This window comes from Kribbella sp. NPDC048915 (assembly GCF_040649595.1).
Lineage (GTDB): Bacteria > Actinomycetota > Actinomycetes > Propionibacteriales > Kribbellaceae > Kribbella.
The window spans coordinates 20,678-43,294 of the sequence record NZ_JBEZFT010000035.1; the positions used below are offsets into that span (position 1 = coordinate 20,678).

27 protein-coding genes and 1 other RNA gene are annotated in these 22,617 nt (G+C 68.7%); 16 read left to right on the plus strand and 12 right to left on the minus strand.

Features of this window, described 5'->3' with window-relative positions; all coding sequences use genetic code 11:
* Nucleotides 1–120 precede the first annotated feature (120 nt).
* The 4 genes from AB0B82_RS19280 to AB0B82_RS19295 are packed head-to-tail and all read left to right on the plus strand — an operon-like array spanning nt 121 to nt 1,741.
* Nucleotides 121–657: a hypothetical protein gene (locus AB0B82_RS19280; RefSeq protein ID WP_360169816.1), complete on the plus strand. Its 537-nt coding sequence runs from the start codon at nt 121–123 to the stop codon at nt 655–657.
* Between the two features lie 54 nt (nt 658–711).
* Nucleotides 712–1,089: a sigma factor gene (locus AB0B82_RS19285; protein WP_360169819.1), complete on the plus strand. Its 378-nt coding sequence runs from the start codon at nt 712–714 to the stop codon at nt 1,087–1,089.
* Complete coding sequence (locus tag AB0B82_RS19290; protein ID WP_360169822.1) at nt 1,002–1,208, plus strand: RNA polymerase sigma factor; 207 nt, start codon at nt 1,002–1,004, stop codon at nt 1,206–1,208. Before AB0B82_RS19285 ends, AB0B82_RS19290 begins: the two co-directional genes overlap by 88 nt.
* Nucleotides 1,205–1,741 carry a hypothetical protein gene (locus AB0B82_RS19295; RefSeq protein ID WP_360169825.1) on the plus strand — a complete coding sequence of 179 codons (537 nt, stop codon included), beginning with the start codon at nt 1,205–1,207 and terminating at the stop codon, nt 1,739–1,741. The genes AB0B82_RS19290 and AB0B82_RS19295 overlap by 4 nt, the downstream gene beginning before the upstream one ends.
* A 284-nt stretch (nt 1,742–2,025) precedes the next feature.
* Here the strand turns inward: AB0B82_RS19295 and glnA are convergent, their stop codons facing one another.
* Nucleotides 2,026–3,366 (minus strand): type I glutamate--ammonia ligase, encoded by a 1,341-nt coding sequence (glnA, locus tag AB0B82_RS19300; protein WP_360169828.1) that lies wholly within the window; start codon nt 3,364–3,366, stop codon nt 2,026–2,028.
* Between the two features lie 127 nt (nt 3,367–3,493).
* Here glnA and AB0B82_RS19305 point away from each other — a divergent pair, with 127 nt between their 5' ends.
* The gene (locus tag AB0B82_RS19305; protein WP_360169831.1) at nt 3,494–3,913 is read left to right on the plus strand and encodes a hypothetical protein; all 420 of its coding nucleotides are present in this window, start codon (nt 3,494–3,496) and stop codon (nt 3,911–3,913) included.
* On the opposite strand, the gene AB0B82_RS19310 is transcribed toward AB0B82_RS19305, so the two are convergent.
* Entirely contained in the window at nt 3,839–4,759 is a 921-nt protein-coding gene (locus AB0B82_RS19310) for an HTTM domain-containing protein (protein WP_360169834.1), read from the minus strand. The two genes, AB0B82_RS19305 and AB0B82_RS19310, sit on opposite strands and share 75 nt — an antisense overlap.
* Nucleotides 4,756–5,226: a hypothetical protein gene (locus tag AB0B82_RS19315; protein WP_360169837.1), complete on the minus strand. Its 471-nt coding sequence runs from the start codon at nt 5,224–5,226 to the stop codon at nt 4,756–4,758. The genes AB0B82_RS19310 and AB0B82_RS19315 overlap by 4 nt, the downstream gene beginning before the upstream one ends.
* 89 nt (nt 5,227–5,315) lie before the next feature.
* Here AB0B82_RS19315 and AB0B82_RS19320 point away from each other — a divergent pair, with 89 nt between their 5' ends.
* On the plus strand, nt 5,316–5,957 hold the full coding sequence (locus tag AB0B82_RS19320; RefSeq protein ID WP_360169840.1) for a peptidoglycan recognition family protein: 642 nt from the start codon (nt 5,316–5,318) through the stop codon (nt 5,955–5,957).
* On the opposite strand, the gene AB0B82_RS19325 is transcribed toward AB0B82_RS19320, so the two are convergent.
* Nucleotides 5,903–7,150 carry a DUF418 domain-containing protein gene (locus AB0B82_RS19325; protein WP_360169843.1) on the minus strand — a complete coding sequence of 416 codons (1,248 nt, stop codon included), beginning with the start codon at nt 7,148–7,150 and terminating at the stop codon, nt 5,903–5,905. The two genes, AB0B82_RS19320 and AB0B82_RS19325, sit on opposite strands and share 55 nt — an antisense overlap.
* A 186-nt stretch (nt 7,151–7,336) precedes the next feature.
* Between AB0B82_RS19325 and AB0B82_RS19330 the strand changes: the two genes are divergently transcribed.
* From AB0B82_RS19330 to panB, 3 genes are all read left to right on the plus strand, one after another.
* On the plus strand, nt 7,337–7,693 hold the full coding sequence (locus AB0B82_RS19330; protein WP_360169846.1) for a GNAT family N-acetyltransferase: 357 nt from the start codon (nt 7,337–7,339) through the stop codon (nt 7,691–7,693).
* 175 nt (nt 7,694–7,868) lie between these two features.
* The gene (locus tag AB0B82_RS19335; protein ID WP_360169849.1) at nt 7,869–9,641 is read left to right on the plus strand and encodes an NAD+ synthase; all 1,773 of its coding nucleotides are present in this window, start codon (nt 7,869–7,871) and stop codon (nt 9,639–9,641) included.
* Between the two features lie 1,763 nt (nt 9,642–11,404).
* A complete protein-coding gene (gene panB / locus AB0B82_RS19340; RefSeq protein WP_360169930.1) occupies nt 11,405–12,184 on the plus strand; it encodes a 3-methyl-2-oxobutanoate hydroxymethyltransferase in 780 nt (259 codons plus the stop codon).
* A gap of 4 nt (nt 12,185–12,188) precedes the next feature.
* Here panB and AB0B82_RS19345 read toward each other — a convergent pair whose 3' ends face one another.
* Entirely contained in the window at nt 12,189–13,088 is a 900-nt protein-coding gene (locus AB0B82_RS19345; protein WP_360169852.1) for an aldo/keto reductase, read from the minus strand.
* 111 nt (nt 13,089–13,199) lie between these two features.
* On the opposite strand from AB0B82_RS19345, the gene AB0B82_RS19350 reads away from it, so the two are divergent.
* Nucleotides 13,200–13,697, plus strand: coding sequence for an NUDIX domain-containing protein (locus tag AB0B82_RS19350; RefSeq protein ID WP_360169855.1), 498 nt, complete (start codon nt 13,200–13,202; stop codon nt 13,695–13,697).
* 3 nt (nt 13,698–13,700) lie between these two features.
* Here AB0B82_RS19350 and AB0B82_RS19355 read toward each other — a convergent pair whose 3' ends face one another.
* Nucleotides 13,701–14,447 carry a helical backbone metal receptor gene (locus AB0B82_RS19355; RefSeq protein WP_360169858.1) on the minus strand — a complete coding sequence of 249 codons (747 nt, stop codon included), beginning with the start codon at nt 14,445–14,447 and terminating at the stop codon, nt 13,701–13,703.
* Nucleotides 14,448–14,742: 295 nt separating this feature from the next.
* Here AB0B82_RS19355 and AB0B82_RS19360 point away from each other — a divergent pair, with 295 nt between their 5' ends.
* Nucleotides 14,743–15,435: a histone H1-like repetitive region-containing protein gene (locus tag AB0B82_RS19360; RefSeq protein ID WP_360169861.1), complete on the plus strand. Its 693-nt coding sequence runs from the start codon at nt 14,743–14,745 to the stop codon at nt 15,433–15,435.
* Between the two features lie 96 nt (nt 15,436–15,531).
* Here AB0B82_RS19360 and AB0B82_RS19365 read toward each other — a convergent pair whose 3' ends face one another.
* On the minus strand, nt 15,532–15,723 hold the full coding sequence (locus AB0B82_RS19365; RefSeq protein WP_360169864.1) for a hypothetical protein: 192 nt from the start codon (nt 15,721–15,723) through the stop codon (nt 15,532–15,534).
* Nucleotides 15,724–15,776: 53 nt separating this feature from the next.
* On the opposite strand from AB0B82_RS19365, the gene map reads away from it, so the two are divergent.
* The gene (gene map, locus AB0B82_RS19370; RefSeq protein WP_360169867.1) at nt 15,777–16,625 is read left to right on the plus strand and encodes a type I methionyl aminopeptidase; all 849 of its coding nucleotides are present in this window, start codon (nt 15,777–15,779) and stop codon (nt 16,623–16,625) included.
* Between the two features lie 55 nt (nt 16,626–16,680).
* Here the strand turns inward: map and AB0B82_RS19375 are convergent, their stop codons facing one another.
* Complete coding sequence (locus AB0B82_RS19375; RefSeq protein ID WP_360169870.1) at nt 16,681–18,171, minus strand: peptidase S10; 1,491 nt, start codon at nt 18,169–18,171, stop codon at nt 16,681–16,683.
* 44 nt (nt 18,172–18,215) lie between these two features.
* Between AB0B82_RS19375 and AB0B82_RS19380 the strand changes: the two genes are divergently transcribed.
* The 3 genes from AB0B82_RS19380 to AB0B82_RS19390 all read left to right on the plus strand — a co-directional run bounded on the left by AB0B82_RS19380 (nt 18,216) and on the right by AB0B82_RS19390 (nt 20,283).
* Nucleotides 18,216–18,584 carry a DUF952 domain-containing protein gene (locus AB0B82_RS19380; RefSeq protein WP_360169873.1) on the plus strand — a complete coding sequence of 123 codons (369 nt, stop codon included), beginning with the start codon at nt 18,216–18,218 and terminating at the stop codon, nt 18,582–18,584.
* Nucleotides 18,585–18,593: 9 nt separating this feature from the next.
* An RNA gene (gene rnpB / locus AB0B82_RS19385) (RNase P RNA component class A) lies at nt 18,594–19,007 on the plus strand.
* Between the two features lie 130 nt (nt 19,008–19,137).
* On the plus strand, nt 19,138–20,283 hold the full coding sequence (locus tag AB0B82_RS19390) for a hypothetical protein (RefSeq protein WP_360169876.1): 1,146 nt from the start codon (nt 19,138–19,140) through the stop codon (nt 20,281–20,283).
* Here the strand turns inward: AB0B82_RS19390 and AB0B82_RS19395 are convergent.
* On the minus strand, nt 20,280–20,765 hold the full coding sequence (locus tag AB0B82_RS19395; protein WP_360169879.1) for a GNAT family N-acetyltransferase: 486 nt from the start codon (nt 20,763–20,765) through the stop codon (nt 20,280–20,282). The two genes, AB0B82_RS19390 and AB0B82_RS19395, sit on opposite strands and share 4 nt — an antisense overlap.
* A gap of 46 nt (nt 20,766–20,811) precedes the next feature.
* Between AB0B82_RS19395 and AB0B82_RS19400 the strand changes: the two genes are divergently transcribed.
* Nucleotides 20,812–21,372 (plus strand): TetR/AcrR family transcriptional regulator, encoded by a 561-nt coding sequence (locus AB0B82_RS19400; RefSeq protein ID WP_360169882.1) that lies wholly within the window; start codon nt 20,812–20,814, stop codon nt 21,370–21,372.
* Here AB0B82_RS19400 and AB0B82_RS19405 read toward each other — a convergent pair.
* The 3 genes from AB0B82_RS19405 to AB0B82_RS19415 are packed head-to-tail and all read right to left on the minus strand — an operon-like array spanning nt 21,356 to nt 22,611.
* Complete coding sequence (locus AB0B82_RS19405; protein ID WP_360169885.1) at nt 21,356–22,183, minus strand: hypothetical protein; 828 nt, start codon at nt 22,181–22,183, stop codon at nt 21,356–21,358. The two genes, AB0B82_RS19400 and AB0B82_RS19405, sit on opposite strands and share 17 nt — an antisense overlap.
* Nucleotides 22,180–22,440 carry a hypothetical protein gene (locus tag AB0B82_RS19410; RefSeq protein ID WP_360169888.1) on the minus strand — a complete coding sequence of 87 codons (261 nt, stop codon included), beginning with the start codon at nt 22,438–22,440 and terminating at the stop codon, nt 22,180–22,182. The genes AB0B82_RS19405 and AB0B82_RS19410 overlap by 4 nt, the downstream gene beginning before the upstream one ends.
* Nucleotides 22,441–22,611 carry a hypothetical protein gene (locus AB0B82_RS19415; RefSeq protein ID WP_360169891.1) on the minus strand — a complete coding sequence of 57 codons (171 nt, stop codon included), beginning with the start codon at nt 22,609–22,611 and terminating at the stop codon, nt 22,441–22,443.
* Nucleotides 22,612–22,617 lie beyond the last annotated feature (6 nt).

The window sequence follows — 22,617 nt, forward strand, 5'->3', positions numbered from 1 at the left end:
GTTATCCAACCTTGGTTTGCCCGACCCGGCCGCCTGCGCGGCGAACATCTCAGCCGGATTGCGAGCAATACACGGTGTCGTGTAGCGAATTCGCTGAGTAGTCGGGCAAGATGCTTGTTCATGGTGATGATGACGGGGTCACTCGCTGTGCGCGGCACGGTCGTGTGGTTGACACCCCAGCAGGGCGGACGCGTCTCCGGCCCGCCGGAGCACGATTACGACTACGACTACACGGCGACCGCGTACCTCCCGCCCCGCACCGCCGACGACGGCCAGGCCGGCCTCGCCCTGCGCCGCTTCGTCCCCGGCGCCTGGCGGACCCCCGCCGAAGGCATCCTCGTCCCGCCGCACGGCAACCGCGCCCAGCAGGTCGTCCCCGGCTGCCTCGTCGTGATCACCGAAGGCGTCCGCCCGGTCGGCTTCCTCACCGTCGAAGAGGTCGAGGTCCTCGCTCCCGACGGCACCCCGATCCCTCCCCCGGCCCCGGCCGTCGCTGCCCCGACTGTTGCGCCCCTGACCGTTGCTCCGTCGGCCGCGACCGTTTCGGATCAGGTGCCGTCGTCGATGGAACCGCCGTACCGCCATTCCACCGCCGCCGCCCGCTGGACCTCCCAGCATGCCTCCGACGACTCCCCCTCGGAACCCGCCGGCGTCTGACCCCAACGTTCCCCGCCGGTTGTTCGTCATGACCAGTGAAGGGACGGTGGTGACGTGGCGAACTGGGAGCAGACGTTCCGCATGCTGGTGGCAACACGCGGTACGGCGCTGCGCAGCTACGCCTATCTGCTGACCGGTGACGCCTCGACCGCGGGTGATCTGGTGCAGGAAGCGCTGACGCGGGTGTTCGCGCGGCGGCGGATCAGTGCAGACGTCGGCGAACTCGAGGCTTACGTCCGGCGCGCGATGCTGAACCAGTACGTCGACGGCCGGCGCCGGCTCGCCCGGTGGAACGCCCGTCGACATCTGCTCGTCGAGCCGGCCGTCCACGACGAGACCAGTTCGTGGTCGCGGACTCGGTACGGCGTGCACTCGCAACGCTGTCGCCGCGACAGCGGGCCTGCGTCGTACTGCGCTACTACGAAGACCTGACCGTCCCCGAGATCGCCGCCGAACTCGACTGCGCGGAAGGCACCGTGAAGCGCCATCTGGCCGATGCTCGCGCCAAGCTCGCCACCCAGCTCACCATCACCGAGGAGAGCACCCCATGACCGATCTCCGCGAGCTCCTCCACACCACGGCGGCCGAAGGCAGCGACGCCGTCGACCTGGCCCCGGACGTGGTGGTCGACCGCATCCGCCACCGCCGAACCCGCAACCGCCGCCGCACCCTCGTCGCCGCAGCACTCGCCACCGCAGTGGTGGTCGGTGGCGGCGCGTGGACGATCCTTCCCTCCGCTGAGAAACCGCCCGTGGCCGACGGCGTAGGGCTTCACCTCGTTCGGTCCGATGCCGACGGCCCCAGCGGTATGGAGGCTGCGTTCCAGACTCGGCTGACCGTCGATGCTCGCGGCTGTGTGCAAGCAAGCGGGCAGGTGACACTCGTCTGGCCACGGACCTACACGGTCCGCGGCGACGCCAAGTCCTTCGAAATCCTCGACGGCGCGAACAACGTTGTCGCCCGCTCCGGCGTACTGCTCAACATCGGCGGCGGTGGCGGCGGCCTCCGCGACAACTGGACCGGACTGCAGTGCGCGACCGGCGGGTCGGTCTGGCTCGTCGGCGAGATCTCCCCCGCCCGGTAATCGAGTAATTCTGCTCAGGCGCTGCCGAAGGATCCGGGCCGCGGGTTTATGACATGACGAAGCGGATCGTGCGCCGCCAGGCCGCCGCGTACTACGCGGGCGGACCCCCATCACCCACCAACCGGCCCGTGCAGACGACCTGCACGCCTTGCTGAGCGTGCGGAAGCCGCGGTCTGCCCACTTACTGAGTGGTGGCGGTCCGCCTGAAGGGCAGCGGTCGACCGCAGCGCGACCCGGTCACCAGGCTGCGCAGGCACACGCCCGGAGAAGGTGCGGGGGTGGGGTCAGAGGACGGGGAGCAGTTTGTTGAGTTCGAAGGGGGTTACCTGTTTGCGGTAGTCCTGCCATTCGGCGCGCTTGTTGCGGAGGAAGAAGTCGAAGACGTGTTCGCCGAGGGTTTCGGCGACGAGCTCGCTGTCTTCCATGGCGCTGATGGCTTCGGCCAGGCTGCTGGGGAGGGGTTTGATGCCGAGGGCCTTGCGTTCGCGCGGAGTGAGGGACCAGATGTCTTCCTCGATCTCCGCGGGAAGCTCGTAGCCCTCCTCGATCCCCTTGAGGCCGGCCGCCAGCATCAGGGCAAACGCCAGATAGGGATTGGCGGCCGAGTCCAGCGAGCGAAACTCGACGCGGGACGACTGGCCCTTGTGCGGCTTGTACATCGGCACCCGCACCAGAGCGGACCGGTTGTTGTGACCCCACGAGATGAACGACGGCGCCTCGTCACCGACGGCCAGCCGCTTGTACGAGTTCACCCACTGGTTCGTCACCGCGGTGATCTCGGACGCGTGCCGCAGCAGCCCGGCGATGAACGCCCGACCCGTCTTGGAGAGCTGGTACTGCGCCCCGCCCTCGAAGAACGCGTTGCGGTCACCCTCGAACAGCGACATATGGGTGTGCATCCCGGACCCCGGCTGATCCGACAGCGGCTTCGGCATGAACGACGCGTAGATGCCTTGCGACAGCGCCACCTCCTTCACCACGACGCGGAACGTCATGATGTTGTCGGCGGTCGACAGCGCGTCGGCGTACCGCAGGTCGATCTCCTGCTGGCCGGGACCGCCCTCGTGATGGCTGAACTCGACCGAGATGCCCATCGACTCGAGCATCGTGATCGCCTCGCGGCGGAAGTCGTTGCCGATGCCCTGCGGGGTGTGGTCGAAGTACCCGGAGGAGTCGACCGGCTCCGGGGTCGACCCGGGCTCGCCGACAAGCGACTTGAACAGGTAGAACTCGATCTCCGGGTGCGTGTAGAACGTGAACCCGAGGTCGGCGGCCTTCGACAGCGTCCGCTTCAGCACGTGCCGCGGGTCGGCGAAGGACGCCGAGCCGTCCGGCATGTTGATGTCGCAGAACATCCGCGCGGTGCCCATGGTCTCGCCGCGCCAGGGCAGGATCTGGAACGTCGACGGATCCGGCTTGGCCAGCATGTCGGCCTCGGTCACCCGGGCGAAGCCCTCGATCGCCGACCCGTCGAACCCGAGTCCCTCGGCGAACGCGCTCTCCAGCTCCGCCGGCGCCACCGCGACCGATTTGAGGAACCCGAGTACGTCGGTGAACCAGAGCCGCACGAAGCGTACGTCGCGCTCTTCCAGCGCGCGCAGCACGAACTCCTGCTGCTTGTCCATCAGGCCACCTCTCAGCGACAGCTCTCGGGGTCTCTCGCGGGTCTCTCACAGTGTGCCCCGCGCTTGTTAAGCAGACGTTACGCGGGAAGGCCCACAGTGCGACGTTCAGGGCCTAGCGTGTCCCTTTGTGCAGACGATCTTCGGGACCGGGTACCAGGTGGCCCTGGTCGCGGCGGCGATCCTGTGCCTCAGCGACCTGATCGTCAGCACCGCCCGGTTCGTGCAGTCGCTGCGGCAGCAGCGACCCGCCGAGCGGGACGTCCTCGGCCGCCGCTGGCTGCCGGTGCCGGAGCTGGGGTTCGGGATGTGCGCGTTCTGCTGCCCGGGCCTGGTCACGCTCGGTCTCACCCATGACGACGCGACGAACCTCCCGACCCGGGAGATCCTGTTCGCCGCGCTGGTCTTCGGGTACGCCGGTGCCGTGCTCTCCCGCGTGGTCCGTACCCCAGGCCCGGGCGGGCGCCGGTTCAAGTTACGCGCCGGCCTGCTGCTCGGCCTGCCGGCCCTGTTCGGCCTGGTCTTCGGCCTGTCCGGCGTCGCGGTCTGACGTCGCACCCCCGGCCGAGGCGGTACGCCACGCCCGGAACCACGGTACGACGCGTTCGAGCGGAGCGAACGCGAGCCAGCAGACCACCGTCGGCAGGAAGTGGATCAGCAGGATCGCCGTGTTCGCGGCATGGAACCCGATGAAGAACAGCGCGCCGAACAGCTGCCACCGTCCGCGCAGCCACAGGATCACCGGCGACAGGAACTCCGCGACGATGCCGACCCACTGCATCACGTGCAGCACCCACGGATGGTTCAGCAGCCACTCCCCGACCGGGTGCGGCCGGCGCACGATCGCCCAGGTGAGGATCGCGCTCCCGGGCCATGTGAGCGCCCATCCGGCACTGCGCAGTTTCGCGATCGCGGACAGGAAGTACGTCGCGATCACGCTGATCTGGATGCAGCGGATCGCCCAGCCGGCCGCCTCGGACCGGGTCTGGTCGCCGTACCGCGCGCGGCCGACGGTCGGCAACACCCACAACGCGACCACCAGCGCGAGGTGGTCGTGGTCGACCTTGCCGTCGCTCATCCCGATCAGCACCCACCAGGTGAACGCGGGCGCGACGATCCAGCCCGCGATCCGTGGGAAGTAGTTGGTCGCACCGATCAGACACGCGACAATCAGCACGATGTAGAGCGCGGTGGTGTTTGCGACCGAGGGCTTCGGCAGGTCGAGCAGCCGGGCCAAGAGCAACGGTTGGTACAGCCCCGGGTGTTCGCCCTTGTCGCGGGTGTCGCGGACGAAGGCGTGCATGTCCAGGATGACGAACAGGTACAGGATCGTCCGCAGCCAGGCGATCCGCCCGAGCGCGATCGCCGGCGTGAACCAGTTGGCGACGCGCGTCATCGGCGTACCTCCCAGGTCGCCAGCACCTGCGAGGTCGGCGGACCGTCGACCCGGCCGTCGACGAGTTGCGTGGTGTCCCGGATCAGTTCGAGTTTCACGTACTTCGGCTGGTCGGGGTGCTTGCGCGCCCACCCGTCAGCGACCTGCTGGAGCAGTGACGGGTCCTTCACGATCTCGCCGGTACGCGCCTCGATCTCGGCCCGCGCAACGCCGGCGCCTTCGATGTTCAGCGGTACGTCGACCGTCCTGCCGGCGTCGGTGACCGCGCTGATCCGGGTGTAGTCGATCTTCGCGTCGTCGGGCACCGACATGGCGTACTGCGACATCGGCCCGAACGGCCACGCGTCGTCCGTGGCCCGGACCGATCCGTTGATCAGCAGACCGATGCCGGCCACCGCGACGAGCACCCGTACCGCTTTCCCGAGGCGCCCCGCCCGAACGACCTCCGGCTCCTGACTCAGTGTCACCTCGTCATTAGATCATTCCGGTTTCACCACCCGGCCGGTAGGGAATTTTCTACAACATGACCGCCCCAGAAAGATTTCAACGAGCCCGGGTGTCCCGGCGTACGATCCTCGGCGCGAGCGCCGGCGGTGTACTGCTCGGTGGCATCACCGCCGCGACTCTGCCGACCGCGGCCCACGCCGCCCCGGCGCCGCACTGCTACACCAGAGCCAACTGGTCGGCGCGGCCGCCGAAGTCCGCGACGCAGGTGATCGGCAAGCCCGACCACATCGTCATCCACCACACCGCCAGCCCGAACGTGACCGACTACTCGCTGGCCGCCGCGTACCGGGTGCAGCACTGGATCCAGGACCTGCACATGGACACCAACGGCTGGATCGACATGGGCAACCAGCTCACGATCAGCCGCGGCGGCCACCTGATGGAAGGTCGCGACAAGTCGCTGCCGGCAATCACCAACGGCCAGAACGTCCTCGGTGCGCAGACCGCCAACCACAACAGCCACACGATCGGCATCGAGCACGAAGGCATCTACGTCAGCGAGGACGTACCGGTCGCGCTGTTCGACATGTCGGTGCTGACCTGTGCGTGGCTGTGCACGAAGTACAACCTCGATCCGTACGTCGCGATCGTCGGGCACCGGGACTACAACGCAACCCAGTGCCCGGGTGACGTCTTCTACGCACGGCTGCCGGAGTTGCGCGATCGGGTCGCGGCCGTCCTGCTCGGCTGATAGCTGAACCACCGGATCAGGACCTCGAACGGACCGCGATGGTCGACCCGGCGCATCCGTTCGGCGAGCCACACGGTCGCCAGCCAGGTCGCCAGCGCGAGGAGTGCGGTCGTGGTCGTGGTGAGGGTGTCCGACAGGTCCAGCAGGTACGGCGTGAACACGACCGCCCAGACGACCGACTGGGCGAGGTAACACGTCAACGATCGTTGTCCGACGGCGGCGATCGCCCGCACCATCGGGCGATCGCCGCCCTGGCCGTCGATGCCGCCCTGTCCGTCGATGCCGCCCTGTCCGCTGATGCTGCGCCGGCCGCTGATGCGGTGGGCGATCAGCGCGAAGAGTGCAGCGTACCCGAACCCGCCGAAGACACCGGCCGCGTCGTGCAGCGGTCCGAGGTCCATGACCTCGTCGGCAGTCGGACGCGGAATGAACCCGCCGACGGCGAGTGAGATCGGGAGCGCACCCACGACGGCGATCGCGATGCCGAGGACGGCGGTCGCGCGCAACAGCGGGAGATGCTCGGCCGGTCGCTCGAGGATCCGGCGACGACCGGCCCACAGTCCGATCAGGAACGGCGTCAGGAAGCCGATCCAGCCGAGGCCGGCGATGTACGGCTGGACGGCGATCCGGTCCTCGAACTGACCGAGGAAGGCCGGCGGCAACATCGCGGCATCAGGTGCGTCGTCGGAGCCGGCGAGGGTGTCGCCACTGGGCTGCGCGATCAGCACCAGCACGAGCGCGGCCACGATGAACAGCCATCGGTCCGTCCAGCTCAGCGCCCAGACGCCGACGAACAGCAGGACGCCGTACGCCGCAAGGATGTCACCGATGTAGAGCAGCATCGCGTGCGCGAAACCGAGCACGATCAGAACGAGACTGCGGCGCCACAACAGGAACCGGATCGACCACCAACCGGAGCCCGCTTCGCGTTGCCGGCGGACGATCTGCGCGACGCCGTACCCGAAGAGCAGACCGAACAACGGGAACGCCCGCCCGTCAACGAACGTCGCGATCAGGAACCCGACGGCCCGGTCCACCACGGACCCGTCGATCGGGAAGCCGCTGAAGTAGCCGCTGCCGACCAGGAAGTAGTGGGAATTGGCCAAAGCGATGAACAGCAGCATGAACCCGCGCGCCAGATCCGGCCCCAACGCCCGGTCCGCCAGTCCGGTCGGTCCGCTCCGAATGCTCATGACACCCCAGTCAATCGCCGGCACAGGCCAGCATCATCCATCCAAAGTCCCTCTCCCGTGAACCTTTGTCGTTGTTCGATGACGCGATGCACGAGGAAGCACTCTCGCGATGGCAACGCGGATGGTCGGTTTCCCGGGGTTGGACCGACGTGCAATCCGTCGACCAGGTCACCGTGGTCCGGGTCGGTGAACCGGAACGCCGGGTCGAATACATCGCGACCGCGGAGCACGCGGCCGCGGCGGCACGTCGGTGCATCGCTCGCGGAGGCAACGATCTACGGGTACGGCGAACTCGCGGCAAGCGGCCGAATGGCGATGCTGCCCACCGGCGCCGTCGCCGACATGATCGTGACCGATCCGGCCCACCGCCGCCGCGGTCTGGCCCGGGCCGTCATGACGGCCCTCGCCACGGCCGCCGCGCCGCGTTCCCCCACCGCCTACCTGGCCGCCTCCCCCCAAGGCCACCCCCTCTACACCACCCTCGGCTGGACCACCCTCACTCCCCTCCTGGTCGCGCGGACCTCGGTAGCGTCGGGAGGATGAAGCAGATCGTCGTGGTCACTGGGTGAGTACCCCCGGTTGACGGGTGAACGGCTGGTGGTGGATGCCGTCGAATCGGTGCAGCACAACCTCGGCCGAGTGCGGGCGTACCTGAGGGGTTCGTAAGAGGTTGGTGACGGGCGTGGGGGCGGGACCGGGGAACCAGTAATGTGCTCTCGTGCCTCAGCTTCGGGTTGCTCTTGCTCAGCTCAATGTGACCGTGGGTGACATTGCCGGGAACGCGGACAAGATCGTCACGTGGACCCGCAACGCGGTCGAGCGTGGTGCGCACGTGGTGGCGTTCCCCGAGCTCGCGCTGACCGGGTACCCGGTGGAGGACATGGCGCTGCGCGCGTCGTTCGTGGATGCTTCCCAGGCAGGGATCAGCAAGCTCGCTCAGCGCCTCGCCGACGAGGGGCTCGGTGACATCGTGGTGGTCTGCGGGTACCTCGACCGGGCGAGCGGTACGGCGATGGGCATCGACCGCCTCGGCCGCCCGAAAGGCTCCCCGACGAACTCGGCCGCAGTCATCCACCGGGGCCGCGTGGTGACCAGCGCGGTCAAGCACCACCTGCCGAACTACGGCGTCTTCGACGAGTTCCGGCACTTCGTTCCTGGCCACACCCTGCAGGTCGTCCGCATCCACGGCGTCGACGTCGCACTGGTGATTTGTGAGGACCTGTGGCAGGACGGCGGTCCGGTCGCGGTCACCCGCGCGGCCGGTGCGGGGCTGCTGCTGGTCGTCAACTCTTCGCCATACGAAGCGAACAAGGACGACGTCCGCGGCGACCTGGTCCGCCGGCGCGCCCGCGAGGCCGGCTGCGCGCTCGCCTACGTGAACCTCGTCGGCGGGCAGGACGAGCTGGTCTTCGACGGCGACTCGCTGATCGCCGATCCGGACGGCGAGATCTTCGCCCGCGCGCCGCAGTTCGAGCAGGGCAGCATGGTTGTCGACCTCGAACTGCCGGCCGCATCAGGCACTCCGCAGGGTACGCACGAGGGCATCGAGATCGTCCACACGGTGCTCCACGACGACGCGCTCCCGCCGTACGAGCCGATCGCCGCGAACGTCGCGCCGCGGCTGTCCGACGAAGCCGAGATGTACGGCGCGATCGTGACCGGTCTGCGGGACTACGTGCAGAAGAACGGCTTCAAGTCGGTGCTGCTCGGCCTGTCCGGCGGCATCGACTCGTCGCTGGTCGCGGCGGTCGCCTGCGACGCGATCGGCGCGGAGAACGTGTTCGGCATTTCGAACCCGAGCGTGTACTCGACCGAGCACTCCAAGGACGACGCCGCCGAGCTCGCGGCGCGCACCGGCCTCAACTACCGGGTGATCCCGATCCAGCCGATGGTGCAGCCCTTCCTCGACACGCTCGGACTGACCGGGCTGGCCGAGGAGAACCTGCAGGCCCGGGTCCGCGCGGTGATCTGGATGGGCCTGTCGAACGCCGACGGCCACCTGGTACTTGCCTGCGGCAACAAGTCCGAGCTGTCCGTCGGGTACTCGACGATCTACGGCGACGCGGTCGGCGGGTACGCGCCGCTGAAGGACCTGCCGAAGACCGCGGTCTGGCGGCTCGCGAAGTGGCGCAACGAGGACGCGAAGGCGAAGGGCCAGCAGCCGCCGATCCCGGCGAACGCGATCAGCAAGCCGCCGTCGGCCGAGCTGCGCCCGGGACAGCAGGACACCGACTCGCTGCCGCCGTACGACCTGCTCGACGACATGCTGGACGACTACGTCGAGCAGGACCGCGGCAGCGCCGAACTCGTCGCCGCCGGGTTCGACCCGGAACTGGTCACCAAGGTGATCCAGCTCGTCGACAAGGCCGAGTACAAGCGCCGGCAGTTCCCTCCGGGCCCGAAGCTCACCCACAAGGCCTTCGGTCGGGACCGCCGGTTGCCGATCACGAACGCATGGCGTGAGGACGCACGAAAGGCAGCCGAGCACTGAGCGACTCCTGGCGGTACCGCCCATCCACAGACACCCCGTGGACCTCCCCCGACGAGCTCCACGATCGTTCCGGCCTGCCTCGACACGATGTGAGCGATCGCTCACCCACAGGCGGTAGCGCTCACCCTCCGCGACGGTGGGACGATGAGGCCATGGTTGACAACTATCTGTCGGCCGGTACCCAGGGCGACGACGAGGAGTTGCCCTCGCCGTACGGGACCGGACCGAAGAACCGGCCAACCGAAGAGCACCGCCGCTCGGACTACGACAACGACCCCTGGCGCGACCGGCCCACCCTGGACCCCGCGCCGTCGCTGCCGAACGCCCCGCGGCTGTACGACCGCGGGCCCGTCCCGCAGCAGCCGTACGTGCCGAAACCGCCGTACCTGCCGAGCGCACCGCCGCCACCGCAGCAGGGTCCGCGCCCGGGGCGGCCTCCACAGGTGCCGCCTGCCCAATCGCCTTCCCAATCACCTGCCCAATCACCTGCCCAATCACCTGCCCAAACGCCTGCCCCGCCGCCGGCGCAGGGGCGGCCGAGTCCGTTCGGGCCGGGGTCGGGTGGCAGCAACGGCGGTGGTCAGCCGGCGCCGCGGCCACAGGGCCAGGTTCCGGGTCAGGGCCCAGGTCGGGCACAGGGTCCGGGGCAGGCGCAGGGGCAGGGGCAGGGCGGGAACGGTACGGCGTCGCGCCCGGCGTCGAACGGGAGCACGAACTGGGGCAGCCCCGCGCCGAGCCCGTTCGGACCGAACGGAACCGGGGCGACGCCGGGTGGCCCATCGTCGGGTGGGCAGCCGTCGGGTCATGGAAGCAGCAATGGTTCGAGCAACGGTGCCGGCAACGGGCTGAGTCACGGCTCGGGCCACGGGTACAGCAACGGTTCCGCCAACGGACTGAGCTACGAGTCGAGCCAGCCGGCGCGGCGCTACGAGCCGGGTCCCGGCCCCGAACCGGTCTGGAGCCATGAGTCCGTTCATGAGCCGCACCGCGAGTCGGCGCATGAACCAGTGCATGAACCCATCCATGAACCAGTGCAGGAACCAGTGCATGAACCAGTGCATGAACCCGTGCATGAGCCGGTGCACGAGCCGGCGCGGGAAGGAGTGCGCGCGGCCGATCCGGTGGAGTCGCGGGACGAGGTTCGGCGGGTCGAGCCGGTGCAGCACGAGCCCGAGGAAACCCGTCCGCAGGAGATCCGGCTTCGAGGTGGTGGGCAGCCGCACGGCGTGCCTCCGCGGGTGCGGGACAACGGGTACTTGTCGGACCCGAGTGCCGAGTACGAAGGCAACGCCCCGGTGAGTGACGAAATACCCGGCGCATCGGTTGCCGAGCCACAGACGGCGCCTACACCTGCACCCACGCCGGTCCGTCCGGTGGGTGCACGGCGGCGCGCCGACGTACAGCAGGACGCACCAAGTCAGGTACCGGCGGACCAGGTCAGTTCACACCGCGCCCGCCGCGCACACCCGGTCCCGACCCAAGCGCCAACCGGCCCGACCTCGACGCCTGCGACCACCACCCCAGCAGCACCGGCAGCAGACCCGGGCGCAACCGCGGATCCGGGTACGACCGCGCTCGTAGGTTCGGCTGAGGCAGTTCAGGGTTCCGCCGCGAGCGGCGGCGAGACGGAAGTAGCGCCGTACGGCAGCGGGTCGGTCAAGCGGTCCGGCGAGAATGCACAGTCCGGCCAGACGGGACAGTCAGGGCAGTCCGCAGCAGCGACGCCGACGGCCGACGGTCCGAAGCGTCCGCGCCGGTACCGCGTGCATCACCTGCGCGACTTCAAGAGCCGCGGCGAGAAGTGGGCGATGCTCACGGCGTACGACCAGTACACGGCCGAGATCTTCGACCAGGCAGGTATTCCGGTGCTGCTGGTCGGCGACTCCGCTGCGAACAACGTGTTCGGCTACGAGACCACGCTGCGTGTGACGGTCGACGAGTTGATCCCGTTGGCGCGCGCGGTCGCCGGTGCGGTCGAGCGGGCGCTGGTGGTCGCGGACCTGCCGTTCGGTTCGTACCAGGCGTCGCCGGAGCAGGCGTTCCACACCGCCGTACGGTTCATGAAGGAAGCCGGCGTGCACGCCGTGAAGCTCGAGGGCGGGCGGACCGTCGTACCGATGGTCGAGAAGCTCACCCAGTCGGGGATTCCGGTGATGGCGCACATCGGGTTCACGCCGCAGAGCGAGCACAGCATCGGCGGGTACCGCGTCCAGGGGCGCGGTGATCAGGCGGCCGGTCTGATCGACGACGCGGTTGCGCTCGCCGAGGCCGGTGCGTTCTCACTGGTGCTGGAGATGGTGCCGGGCGACGTGGCCGGTGAGATCACCAAGCGGATCCCGATCCCCACCATCGGCATCGGCGCCGGCCGCGACACCGACGCGCAGGTGCTGGTCTGGCAGGACATGGCCGGGCTGCGGTCCGGCACGATGCCGCGGTTCGTCAAGCAGTACGCCGACCTGCGTGGCGTCCTGCTGAACGCCGCGAGCACCTACGCCGCCGAGGTCGCCAACGGCGCCTTCCCGGGCGAGGAGCACACGTTCTAGAGATCTAGTGCCAAGGTAGGGCGGAGCGCTCGGTCCAGTACTCCTCGGGTCGCTGGACGAACTCGGTGAGCGGTCCGTCCGTGCGGTAGGCGAGGTTGCTCGCGAGCTGGGCCGCCGTGGTGGCGCCGCTGAGCACCACGTCGGCCCACGGCTGCGCAACGGCGGCGCCGACCGCCAGCGCATCCGGTGCGACGCCGTGCTGCCGCGCGAAGACGGTGAACGGCGTATCCCCCGCGCGCTCGGTCAGCCGTCCGTTGGCGACTGCCTCCTTGATCACGACGAACCATCCGGCGTCGTGCGCCTCGGCGAGTGCGTCGCCGGCTGAGGTCTCCAGTACGTTCCACGTCGCCTGGACGACGCTGAACGGCGTACCGGACGCCAACGCCCGGCGGATCGTCTCGCCCTGCCGCGGGCCGCTGGTGGACAACCCGACGCGCACACCCGAGTCCGCGACCTCACGTAGCCGGTCCATCAATCGCTTGTCCGCGAGGGCCGGGCTGTCCGACGTCAGGCTGTGCACCAGGTAGATGTCCGGCGGCCCGCCCAGCGCCTGCAGCGTCTCGGGCCACTGCCGCTCGAATGTCGCGAGACTGTGGTCCTTCACCTCGTGCACGTCCGCGTCGGATCGCCAGTCGGCGACGTACGTGTACCCCCACTTGGAGCCGATCGTCAGCTCGGCTCGGCGTTCCGGTCTCAACCACTCACCGAGGAACTGCTCGGCGAGACCGTACGAACGCGCGGCGTCGAAGTAGCGAACACCCGCCTGCCACGCGAGCTCGAGCAACTCGTGCGTCCGCGCGCGCAGGTCCTCGACCGCACGCCGCGGTGGGAGGTCCTCGTCGTGACCGAGATTGATGTACCCGGGGCGTCCGAGCGCCGCCAGTCCGAGACCGATGCTTGCCATGTCTCCGATCGTAGGCACGCCTCGGAGGGTCGGCATGGTGTCGTCGGCAACCAAACCAGGACGCGCCGCTTGACGGGCGCGCGTTGACCGGGTCACGTAGCGTTTTGTGGTGTGAGTGACTTTCGCCTGCCACCGCCCGGGACGGTCCGGCATCGTACGACGGCGCGCGTGCTGCCGGTGCGACCGGACGGGAAGGTGTTGTTGCTGCACGGGTGGGATCCGCTGAAGCCGCAGACGCCGTACTGGTTCACGATCGGCGGCGGCGTCGAGGCCGGTGAGACGGTCGCGGACGCGGCCGGCCGCGAGTTGCGCGAAGAGGTCGGCATCGTGCTGCCCGCGGACGCGCTCGGCGCACCGATGGCGACGAACACGATCGAGTTCGAGTGGGGCGGGTGCCGGATCGTTCAGCACCAGACGTTCTTCGCGGTCGCCGTGGACCGCCTCGACGTGACCTTCGCGAACCAGGAGGAGCTCGAGCTCCAGACCATCAGCAAGCACGGCTGGTGGTACGGCGACGACCTCGAGGCGACCGGTCAGGCCGCGCACGTCACCATTCCCGCCCTGGTCCGTCAGGCCGCCGACGAAATCACCTTGCGCCGCGCGTCCTGATCGTCAGCCGAGTTGCTGCGTCAAGACGGCACGGGCCTCGACGAGTGACGGCCCGTACCAGGTGAGATGCCGCCCCGATACACAGCGCGCGGGTTTCGCGAACGCCTCCGGTCCGTCATCGGGAGAAAACGCATAAGGCTCGTCCGGCAACACCACGAGGTCGTACTCCGGTAAGGCATCCAGATCGATCCGTGGATAGCGTTCGCCGGATTCGCGCAGCACGTTGTCGACACCGAGTCGCGCCAGCAGATCGCCCGCGAACGTGTCCCGTCCCAACGCCATCCACGGCCGCCGCCAGATCGGTATCACCGCACACCGGCGCATTCCGCCGTACGGCGCACTCCACACGTCGCGTGCTTCGTGCAGCCATGCCGGCTCGTCGCCGATGAGTACGGACAACATTCGGCCGAGTGCATCGAGTGCTTGCGGTACGGTCGTCGGCGCGGTGACCCAGACGGCGATTCCGTCGGCACGCAAGGCGTCGAGATCGACGGCACGATTCTCTTCCGCGTTCGCGACGACAACATCCGGTGCGAGTTCGCTGATGCGTTCGAGGTTCACATTCTTCGTACCGCCGCAGCGCACGACATCGAGGTCCGCGGGATGCGTACACCAGTCGGTCGCACCAACGATCAGGTCCGTCGCGGTGGCCGCGATCGACTCCGTCAACGACGGCACGACGCTCACCACCCGACGCACTTCGTCGGGCAGTTCGACAACGTTGCCGAGATCGTCGTACGCGGTCTGCACACCTCCGTTGTACCGCACCGCGACAAGAGGTTGCCGACGACAACACCTGCCGATCGGGCAGTTTCCGGCCCGATTCGTGCGCGTGTCGCCAAGAAATTCTCGGTGCCGTCCGGCATGCTCAGGGCGCGGCGAAATCCCTTCGCTACAAGGATTCTCGGCATTTGACCGCTTCGACGCCGCCAGTTCTCCTTAACCTGCGGACGTTTCCGGTGCTTTACGTAGCGCACAAGTGTTGTCATCATCATGACGTCGAGGAATCCACCGTGGTTTTCCTCAGCCGCACCAAGGAGGCAGAGTGCCAGCCAAGAAGGCAGCCGCAGGGAAGGCGACAGCCAAAAAGGCTTCTCCCGCCAAGAAGACTGTCGCGAAGAAGACCAGCGCCGCGAAGACGACGACCGCGCGCAAGGTCGGCGCAGCAAAGAAGACAGCGACGAAGAAGGTGAGTGCGGCCACGAAGACCGCCGCCCGGAAGACGGTGGCGAAGAAGGCGCCGGCCAAGAAGACCGCAGCCAAGAAGGCCACAGCCAAGAAGACCGCCGCCACCAAGACCGCTGCCAAGAAGGTCACGGCGAAGAAGACCGCGGCCAAGAAGGCGCCGGCGAAGAAGGTCACGGCCGCGCGGAAGACCGCCGCGAAGAAGGCGCCGGCCAAGCGCACGACCGCAGCCGCGAAGAAGACCACGGCTGCGAAGAAGACGACGGCGAAGAAGGCCGTCGCCAAGAAGACCGGCGCCGCGAAGAAGACCGTGGCGAAGAAGACGACGGCCGCGAAGAAGACCGTTGCCAAGAAGGCCCCGGCGAAGAAGACCGCGGCCAAGAAGGCACCGGTCCGGAAGGCCGCTGCGAAGAAGGCCCCGGCCAAGCGCGTCGCCGCGAAGAAGGCGCCGGCGCGAGCCGCGAAGAAGTCCGCGGTGAAGACCGCCGCGAAAAAGGCGCCGGCCCGCAAGGCACCGGCCCGCAAGACCGCGGCCAAGCGGGTCGCCCGCTGATTCTGCGCCGGCACCCACGCGGTGCCGCGTCAGCACACCGATGATCGAGGGGCCTACCGGATGCTTCCGGTAGGCCCCTCGGCGTGGGCAGTGGGATCAGTCCTCGTCGTCCCACTTCGGGTCGTTGTCCCAGGCCTCGTTGCGTTCCTGGACCTTCTCCAGCGCGCGGGCGGCCTCCTCCGGCGAGCTGTACGGACCGAGCCGGTCGGCGGACTTCGCACCCTGGTACGGCTCGACCTTGCCGGTCTTGGTGTTGTAGTACCACTCGTTGCTGTGATCGTCACTCATCGCCGATAGCCACCTCCTGAGGTGTTGGTGCCGCTCACTAGAATGATCTCACCATGTCTGTCCTCACTCCTGGCGTCATCTCGCCGCGCCGCGACGTACCAGCTTCCATTCCGCGCCCGGAATACGTCGACAAGCCGGCACCGGCGCCGTTCGACGGTTCTTATGTGACGTCCCCCGAACTGGTCGAGAAGATGCGCGTCGCGAGCAAACTCGCCGCGCAGGCGTTGCAGGCGGTCGGTGCGGCGGCCAAGCCCGGCGTGACCACCGACGAGCTGGACGCGATCGGCCACGAGTATCTGGTCGAACGCGGCGCGTACCCGTCGACGCTCGGGTACCGCGGTTATCCGAAGTCGTTGTGTACGTCGGTCAACGAGGTGATCTGCCACGGCATCCCCGACGACCGCCCGCTCGAGGACGGCGACATCCTGAACGTCGACATCACGGCGTACCTCGACGGGGTGCACGGTGACACCAACGCGACGTTCCTGGTCGGCGACGTCGACGAGGAGAGCCGGCTGCTGGTCGAGCGCACCCGCGAGGCGCTGAACCGCGGCATCAAGGCGGTCAAGCCCGGCCGCCGGGTGAGTATCATCGGCCGCGTGATCGAGTCGTACGCGAAGCGGTTCGGTTACGGCGTGGTCCGCGACTTCACCGGCCACGGGATCTCGACCGCGTTCCACTCCGGGCTGATCATCCCGCACTACGACGACGAGCGCTTCGACGACCTGATCGAGCCCGGCATGACGTTCACCATCGAGCCGATGCTGACGCTCGGCACCCACGACTACGACCTCTGGGACGACGGCTGGACCGCCACCACCAAGGACAAGTCCCGCACCGCCCAGTTCGAACACACCCTCGTCGTCACCGACACCGGCGCCGAGGTCCTCACCCTTCCGTGACGCTCGCCCGTCCGCCGGTGCCATCGTCGAACCGAGGAAGCGCCGGCGTCCGCCGTCATCGGTTGGCGGCGTTGGTGATGAAGGTGCCGAGGTCGGCGGCTTGCCGGATGCGGGATTCGTCGTGGACGTACATCATGTGGCCGGCCGGGTAGTACTTCGTTTCGATGTTCGCCGTCAGTTCTTCGGGGATCTGCAGGCGGGCGAGGGTGTGTTCGGTGGCGAAGTACGGCGTCGCGCCGTCGTAGTGGCCGGAGCCGACGTAGATCTTGAGGTGCGGGTTGACGCGCATCGCCTCGGCGAGCTTGTCGGCGACCGTGATCTGCTGGCCCTCGAACTCCTTGAACGACCAGTTCTTCGCCGCGTCCACATTGATGATCTCGTACGGCAGGTCGTTGTGGTACTCGAGCTCGACCCGGAGGTAGTGGTTCAGCGCCGCCGAGTACGGACCGGTGATCGCGTTCATCGACGGATCCTTGTCCGGCGTCTCCGCGCCGTAGTCCGGGTTCCATCCGGTGAACCGGCCGTCCAGCCGTCCGACCGTACGGCGTTGCGCGCGCAGCAGCTCGCCGAAGAAGCGCATGTGCTCGATCCGCAGGTTCACCCGGTCGATGTAGTCCTCGCTCAACCCGGTCAACGCGGCCAGCCGCGCGACCACCTCGGCCCGGTAGTCCGCGGGGATCCGGTTGCCCTGGGCAAGCGCATTCGGGTACCGCCCGGCCGCGAACCGTTCCGCGTCGGCGAGCACCTCTTCGAGCGTCCGGTCCGGGACCAACCCGTGGTAGTGCGCGATCGCGGCGTACGAGGGCAGGAACAGCGTGTACGGCAGGTCGTTGCCCGGTGTGAAGTCGAGCGTGCCGAACTCCAGCACCGCCGAGATCAGCATCACGCCGTTGAGGTACATCCCGTACCGCTGCTGCAGATGCGCCGCGAGCCCCGCCGCGCGCGTCGTACCGTACGACTCGCCGGCCAGGAACTTCGGCGACATCCACCGCCCGTTGCGCGATGTCCACAGCCGGATCACCTCACCGACCGACTCCAGATCACGCGTGAACCCGTGGTAGTCCCCCGGCTTCTCCCCCTCCGCCGCGCGCGAGAACCCGGTCGACACCGGGTCGATGAACACCACGTCGCTGTACTTCAGCAACGTCTCCGCATTGTCGGCCATCGAGTACGGCGGGGGCGCCAGCTCACCGACATCACCAGACACCACGCGCCGCGGGCCGAGCAGACCGAGGTGCAACCAGATGCTCGACGAGCCCGGACCACCGTTGAACGCGAACGTCACCGGGCGGTCCGCGGCGTCCGCGTCGTCCAGCGTGTACGCCGTGAGGAACACCTCGGCCTTCGGCTTCAACCCGTCGAAGGTGCCGTCCTTGACCACCTCTTCGCGCAGCACGATCCGCCCGGTGGTCGCGGTGTACCGCAGCTCCTCGCCGTCCAGCGAGAGGGTGTGCTGTGTCGTCACCAGGTCGTCCACCGGCTTGACCGGCTTGCTCGTACCGGCGGACTCGGTCCCGTTGTTCTCGGCGCGTTCCTCGTTGGCCATGTCGAGCACCTTAATCCACCGCTGGAAGCACTAGCTTTGGACGTATGGCGACGATTGTGCACATCGCGTTCGTGGAGCACTGGGAGGCGGCGGTGCGGGCCGGGTGCTACCGGTGGTCGACGCGCGGGAAGAGCCTCGACGACGGGGCGACATTCATCCACGCGTCGCGGCCCGAGCAGGTCGCGATGGTGGCGAACTTCGCGTACGACGACGTGACCGAGCCACTGTGCCTGCTGGTGATCGACACCACCCAGCTGGTGTCCGCGCTGTGCGACGAGGACCTGGACGGGACCGGCCTGAGTTTCCCGCACATCTATGGGCCGCTGAACCTCGATGCCGTGGCCGACGTCCGTCGCTATCACCGCGGTGCGGACGGGCTGTGGCCGGAGGTAGCCCTCGAGGCCGTATCCTGAAGGCAGGAACGGGTCGGTCAGGCGATCGCGTCGTCCTCCTCCGGCACCGCCGGGCGAGGGCGCCGAGGAAAGTCCGGACTCCACAGGGCAGCGTGGTGGGTAACGCCCACCCGGGGTAACCCGCGGGACAGTGCCACAGAGAACAGACCGCCAGCGGCTCCGATGAACCCCGTGGTTCACCGGAGTGCGGGTGAGGGTGAAACGGTGGTGTAAGAGACCACCAGCTCCGCAGGTGACTGCGGAGGCTCGGTAAACCCCACGCGGAGCAAGGCCAAGAAGGGCGGTGGGCAACCACTGTCCGCGCGAGCGTTCGAGGGCTGCCCGCCCGAGCTCGCGGGTAGGCCGCTGGAGGTGGCCGGCAACGGTCACCCTAGATGGATGATCGCCCCCGACAGAATCCGGCTTACACGACCGGCCCGTTCCCACCTCATCCGCCGGCCCGTCCCCCGGCCTCAGCACGTTTCCAGGTCACAAAGCGGTTGAGAAGTGCCGCCGGTGACGGGGGCTCGATGAGAGGCTTGAGGTATGAGGCGACGGGGATGAGGCGACGGGGATGAAGCGGCGGCTGCGGACCGGATTCGTGATCGTGCTCCTGCTCGTGCTGCTCGGCGGCGCCGGGTACGTCGGGTGGGTGCTGGTGCAGCGGTCGGAGCCGGTCGCGCTGCCGGAGCCGAGCGGGAACTTCCAGGTCGGACGGCGGACGTTCGAGTGGACCGACACGCCACGCCGCGACCCGTACGTCGACGGTCCGCGCCGCCTGTCCGTCTGGCTGTGGTACCCGGTGGCGAAGGAGACCACCGGCCGCCGCGTCCAGTACGCGCCGGGCGAGTGGAGCGGACTGCACCTCGAGCCCCCGGTCTCGGTGTTCCAGGGACCGTTCGACACGCTGCAGGACCGCGCGCTCGACCGGGTCGCGGTCGCGCCCGGCCGGTTCCCGGTCGTCGTCCTGATGCCCGGGATGGGCCTGTCCGCGCCGATGTACGCTGCCCTCGCGGAAGATCTCGCCAGTCACGGGTACCTGGTCGCCGGCGTCACGCCGACGTACAGCGCCAACCTCACCGTCCTCGGCGGGCAGACGATCGAGAGCAAGCCGGAGGCGAGCCCGTCGAACCTCGGCGAAAGCACCGAGGGCGCGGAGCAGGTCGGCGATCACCTGGTCGGTCTTTGGGCGGCCGACGCGCGGTTCGCGGCCGGGATGGTCGCGAAGGAGCTGCCGAACTCGGTCGAGTCGGCCGTCGGTCCGTCGTACGTCGGGCACTCGTTCGGCGGCGCCGCGTCGCTCGAGGCGTGCCGCCTGGACTCGCGGTGCGCCGCCGCGGTCGACCTGGACGGGATCCAGTACGGCGAGGTGGTCCAGAAGGGAGTGCGGGCGCCGATCCTGCTGCTGGGTGCCGACGACTCCTGCATCACCAGCGTCTGCGGCCCGGACGCGCACACCGACCAGGGCCGCGACCGCGCCCTCTCGTTGCTCAAGGCAAGCACCGGAACGGCGTGGTGTGCGACGATCCCGGGCGCGCGGCACTTCAACTTCACCGACTACGGCGTCTACTACCTCGCGTACCCGCTGCGTCGCTACCTCCCGCTCGGCGACACCGACGCGCGGCACGCACTGACGGTCGCGAACGGTTACGTCAGCACGTTCCTCTCGCACGCGATCTACCAGACCGCCGCACCCGGCGCACCGGCCTGCAAGTCCTAGAGATCCACCTCGTACGTCTGACCGAGCAGCCGGTCGCCCCACTGCTCGTGTACTTCGGAACTCGTCAGACGGAAGCCACGCGCCAGGTAGATGTGCCGCGCCGCGACCAGCGGATCGTTCGTCCACAGCACCATGCGCTTGTAGCCGGCCGCCCGCGCGAACGCCATACACGTGTCGACCAACGCCGCACCCAGCTTCAGCCCGCGCGCGGCCGGCGTCACCAGCAGCAATCGCAGCTGCGCCGTCGTCTCGTCGGGTCCTTGCACACAGAAGATGCTGCCGGCGCGTTCGCCGTCCACCTCGGCGATCCACGCGGCCTCGCGCTCGTCGTCGTGGTCGGTCGCGTACGCCGTCACGATCTGCGCGATCAGTGTCTCGTACGCCGGTCCCCAGCCGTACTCCGCCGCGTAGATCTCGGCGTGCGCCTGCACCACCCAGCCGAGATCCCCCGGCTGCCCCAGTTTCCTGATCAGCTTCGTCATACCTACCCCTACTGACACGACTGTTTCAGTAGGCGATACTAGCTGCGTGCCGACCACGAAGGAAGCCCCGTCCGCGCGGCAGCAGGAACTGCTCGAGCGCGCGTACGCGTATTCGCTGACCCACGGCCTGGCCGACCTGTCGCTGCGCCCGCTCGCGACCGCGATCGGGTCCAGTCCGCGCGTCCTGCTGTTCCTGTTCGGCAGCAAGGACGGCCTGATCCGCGCCCTGCTCGCCCGCGCCCGCTCCGATCAGCTGGAGCTGCTGCGCCGGATCGGCGAGCAGTACGACGAGCCGCCCGGCCTGACCGTGGTCGCCCGCGAGTTGTGGACCTGGCTGTCCGCGGCCGAACACCGCCCGCTGCTGACGTTCTGGGTCGAGGCGTACGGGCGTTCCCTCATCGCCCCCGACGGCCCGTGGGCGGATTTCGCCCGCTCCACGGTCGACGACTGGCTCGAACTGCTCCGCACGAGCGACCCCGGCCAGTCCGAGTCCCGCCGTACCGCGGTTCTCGCCATCCTCCGCGGCGCCCTGCTCGACCTCCTCGCCACCGACGACCGGCAACGAACCACCGCAGCGGTCGAGGAATACCTCAAGGCACTGTCGTAACTACCGCGGAAGTCTCCAGGTCGGCCAGCGCGCGGAACGGAGCCCGCATCGCCCGGTCGATTCGGCGCTTCACCTGGCGCTCGTGCTCAGGCGCGAGCGTGCGCAGCTCCGAGCTCTCGTACATGAGGTCGACGAGCACCGGCCACTTGCCGTCGGACAGCGCGCAGTTCATCCGCCGCACGACCTCGTCCCGGCCGGCCGCGGGCGGAGCACCCGCCCGGCCGAGACCGGCGCCCTCGCCGACCCGCTCCGCGAGAACGTCGACGGCCGGCATGTACTGCTGGTACCTCGAGATCTCCGTGACGCGCTTGAGGCCCGGGCAGATCTCGGCCAGTCCGAGCTCGTCGATGTAACGGTCGAGGTTGCGCATCGCCCACGCCTCGGTGGCGCCTTCCTCGAGGGCCTTGCGGTCCGGGCTCAGCGGCGTGTCCCGCTCGTCGCCGTTGTCCCGCCCCTGCGGCGCCAGCATGTGCGCGTTCTCGTGCAATACCACGAGCAGCGCACTTCGGTACCGCACGAGGTCCTGAGGGGCGATCCCCTGCCCCTGCCGGGCGAACATCTCCTGCAGCGGCGCGACGAAATCACCGTGGTGGTAGCGCAGGGTGCCGTCCCAGTCCGCCGTACCGAGGACGATGCCGCGCTCGACCGTGCGGGTGTGCCCCAGCCGGCCGCGCCGCCACGACGAATGATGGGCGCCGGACAAGGCGACGGCCGCCTCGGCCTGTCGGTCCATGAGCTCGTCGAAGGTCCGGACACCCCGCCGACGGCCGGAAGGCGGCTCGCCGCCCGTCGCCGTCCCCCCAGTCGTCACCGTCGTCCTTGCGATTCGCCGCGTTCGAGTGTGTCGATCAGCTTGGCGAGGGACTCGTTCAGGGCGACGATCGCGTACCGTTCCGCGACGTCAGCTGTCTCGTCGGCGATACCGGAGATCTCCACGATGCCTGCTTCGGCGCGGGCCCGCCGCTCCGCCGTGGTCCCGGCACCGGCAGTGACGTCGGCGGTGGCGCGGTTCAGGGCTGCAGTTGCCCGAGCGACCCGGTCCTCGGCCTGGGGCGAGGTTTCGTTCACCTACTGGTCCAGCAGGTACTCGGCGGTGCGACGCTCGTCGGCCGGCTCGATCGACGGCCCGAGCGCCCGCAGGCGCCTCACTTCGGCGGTCGCGGCCTCCAGGTCCAGCCTGCCGAAGGCCCAGAGGTCGTGAGCGCTCTTGTACTGCGCGAAGAACTCGTCGTAATCCATCCCATC

What these genes read in the sequence shown, in the direction of transcription:
- AB0B82_RS19280 (WP_360169816.1), top strand. Translation starts at nt 121, where the DNA reads ATGGTGATGATGACGGGGTCACTCGCTGTGCGCGGCACGGTCGTGTGG.
- AB0B82_RS19295 (WP_360169825.1), top strand. Translation starts at nt 1,205, where the DNA reads ATGACCGATCTCCGCGAGCTCCTCCACACCACGGCGGCCGAAGGCAGC.
- glnA (WP_360169828.1), bottom strand. Translation starts at nt 3,366, where the DNA reads ATGGACAAGCAGCAGGAGTTCGTGCTGCGCGCGCTGGAAGAGCGCGAC.
- AB0B82_RS19310 (WP_360169834.1), bottom strand. Translation starts at nt 4,759, where the DNA reads ATGACGCGCGTCGCCAACTGGTTCACGCCGGCGATCGCGCTCGGGCGG.
- AB0B82_RS19325 (WP_360169843.1), bottom strand. Translation starts at nt 7,150, where the DNA reads ATGAGCATTCGGAGCGGACCGACCGGACTGGCGGACCGGGCGTTGGGG.
- AB0B82_RS19345 (WP_360169852.1), bottom strand. Translation starts at nt 13,088, where the DNA reads ATGGCAAGCATCGGTCTCGGACTGGCGGCGCTCGGACGCCCCGGGTAC.
- AB0B82_RS19365 (WP_360169864.1), bottom strand. Translation starts at nt 15,723, where the DNA reads ATGAGTGACGATCACAGCAACGAGTGGTACTACAACACCAAGACCGGC.
- map (WP_360169867.1), top strand. Translation starts at nt 15,777, where the DNA reads ATGTCTGTCCTCACTCCTGGCGTCATCTCGCCGCGCCGCGACGTACCA.
- AB0B82_RS19375 (WP_360169870.1), bottom strand. Translation starts at nt 18,171, where the DNA reads ATGGCCAACGAGGAACGCGCCGAGAACAACGGGACCGAGTCCGCCGGT.
- AB0B82_RS19380 (WP_360169873.1), top strand. Translation starts at nt 18,216, where the DNA reads ATGGCGACGATTGTGCACATCGCGTTCGTGGAGCACTGGGAGGCGGCG.
- AB0B82_RS19390 (WP_360169876.1), top strand. Translation starts at nt 19,138, where the DNA reads ATGAAGCGGCGGCTGCGGACCGGATTCGTGATCGTGCTCCTGCTCGTG.
- AB0B82_RS19395 (WP_360169879.1), bottom strand. Translation starts at nt 20,765, where the DNA reads ATGACGAAGCTGATCAGGAAACTGGGGCAGCCGGGGGATCTCGGCTGG.
- AB0B82_RS19415 (WP_360169891.1), bottom strand. Translation starts at nt 22,611, where the DNA reads ATGGATTACGACGAGTTCTTCGCGCAGTACAAGAGCGCTCACGACCTC.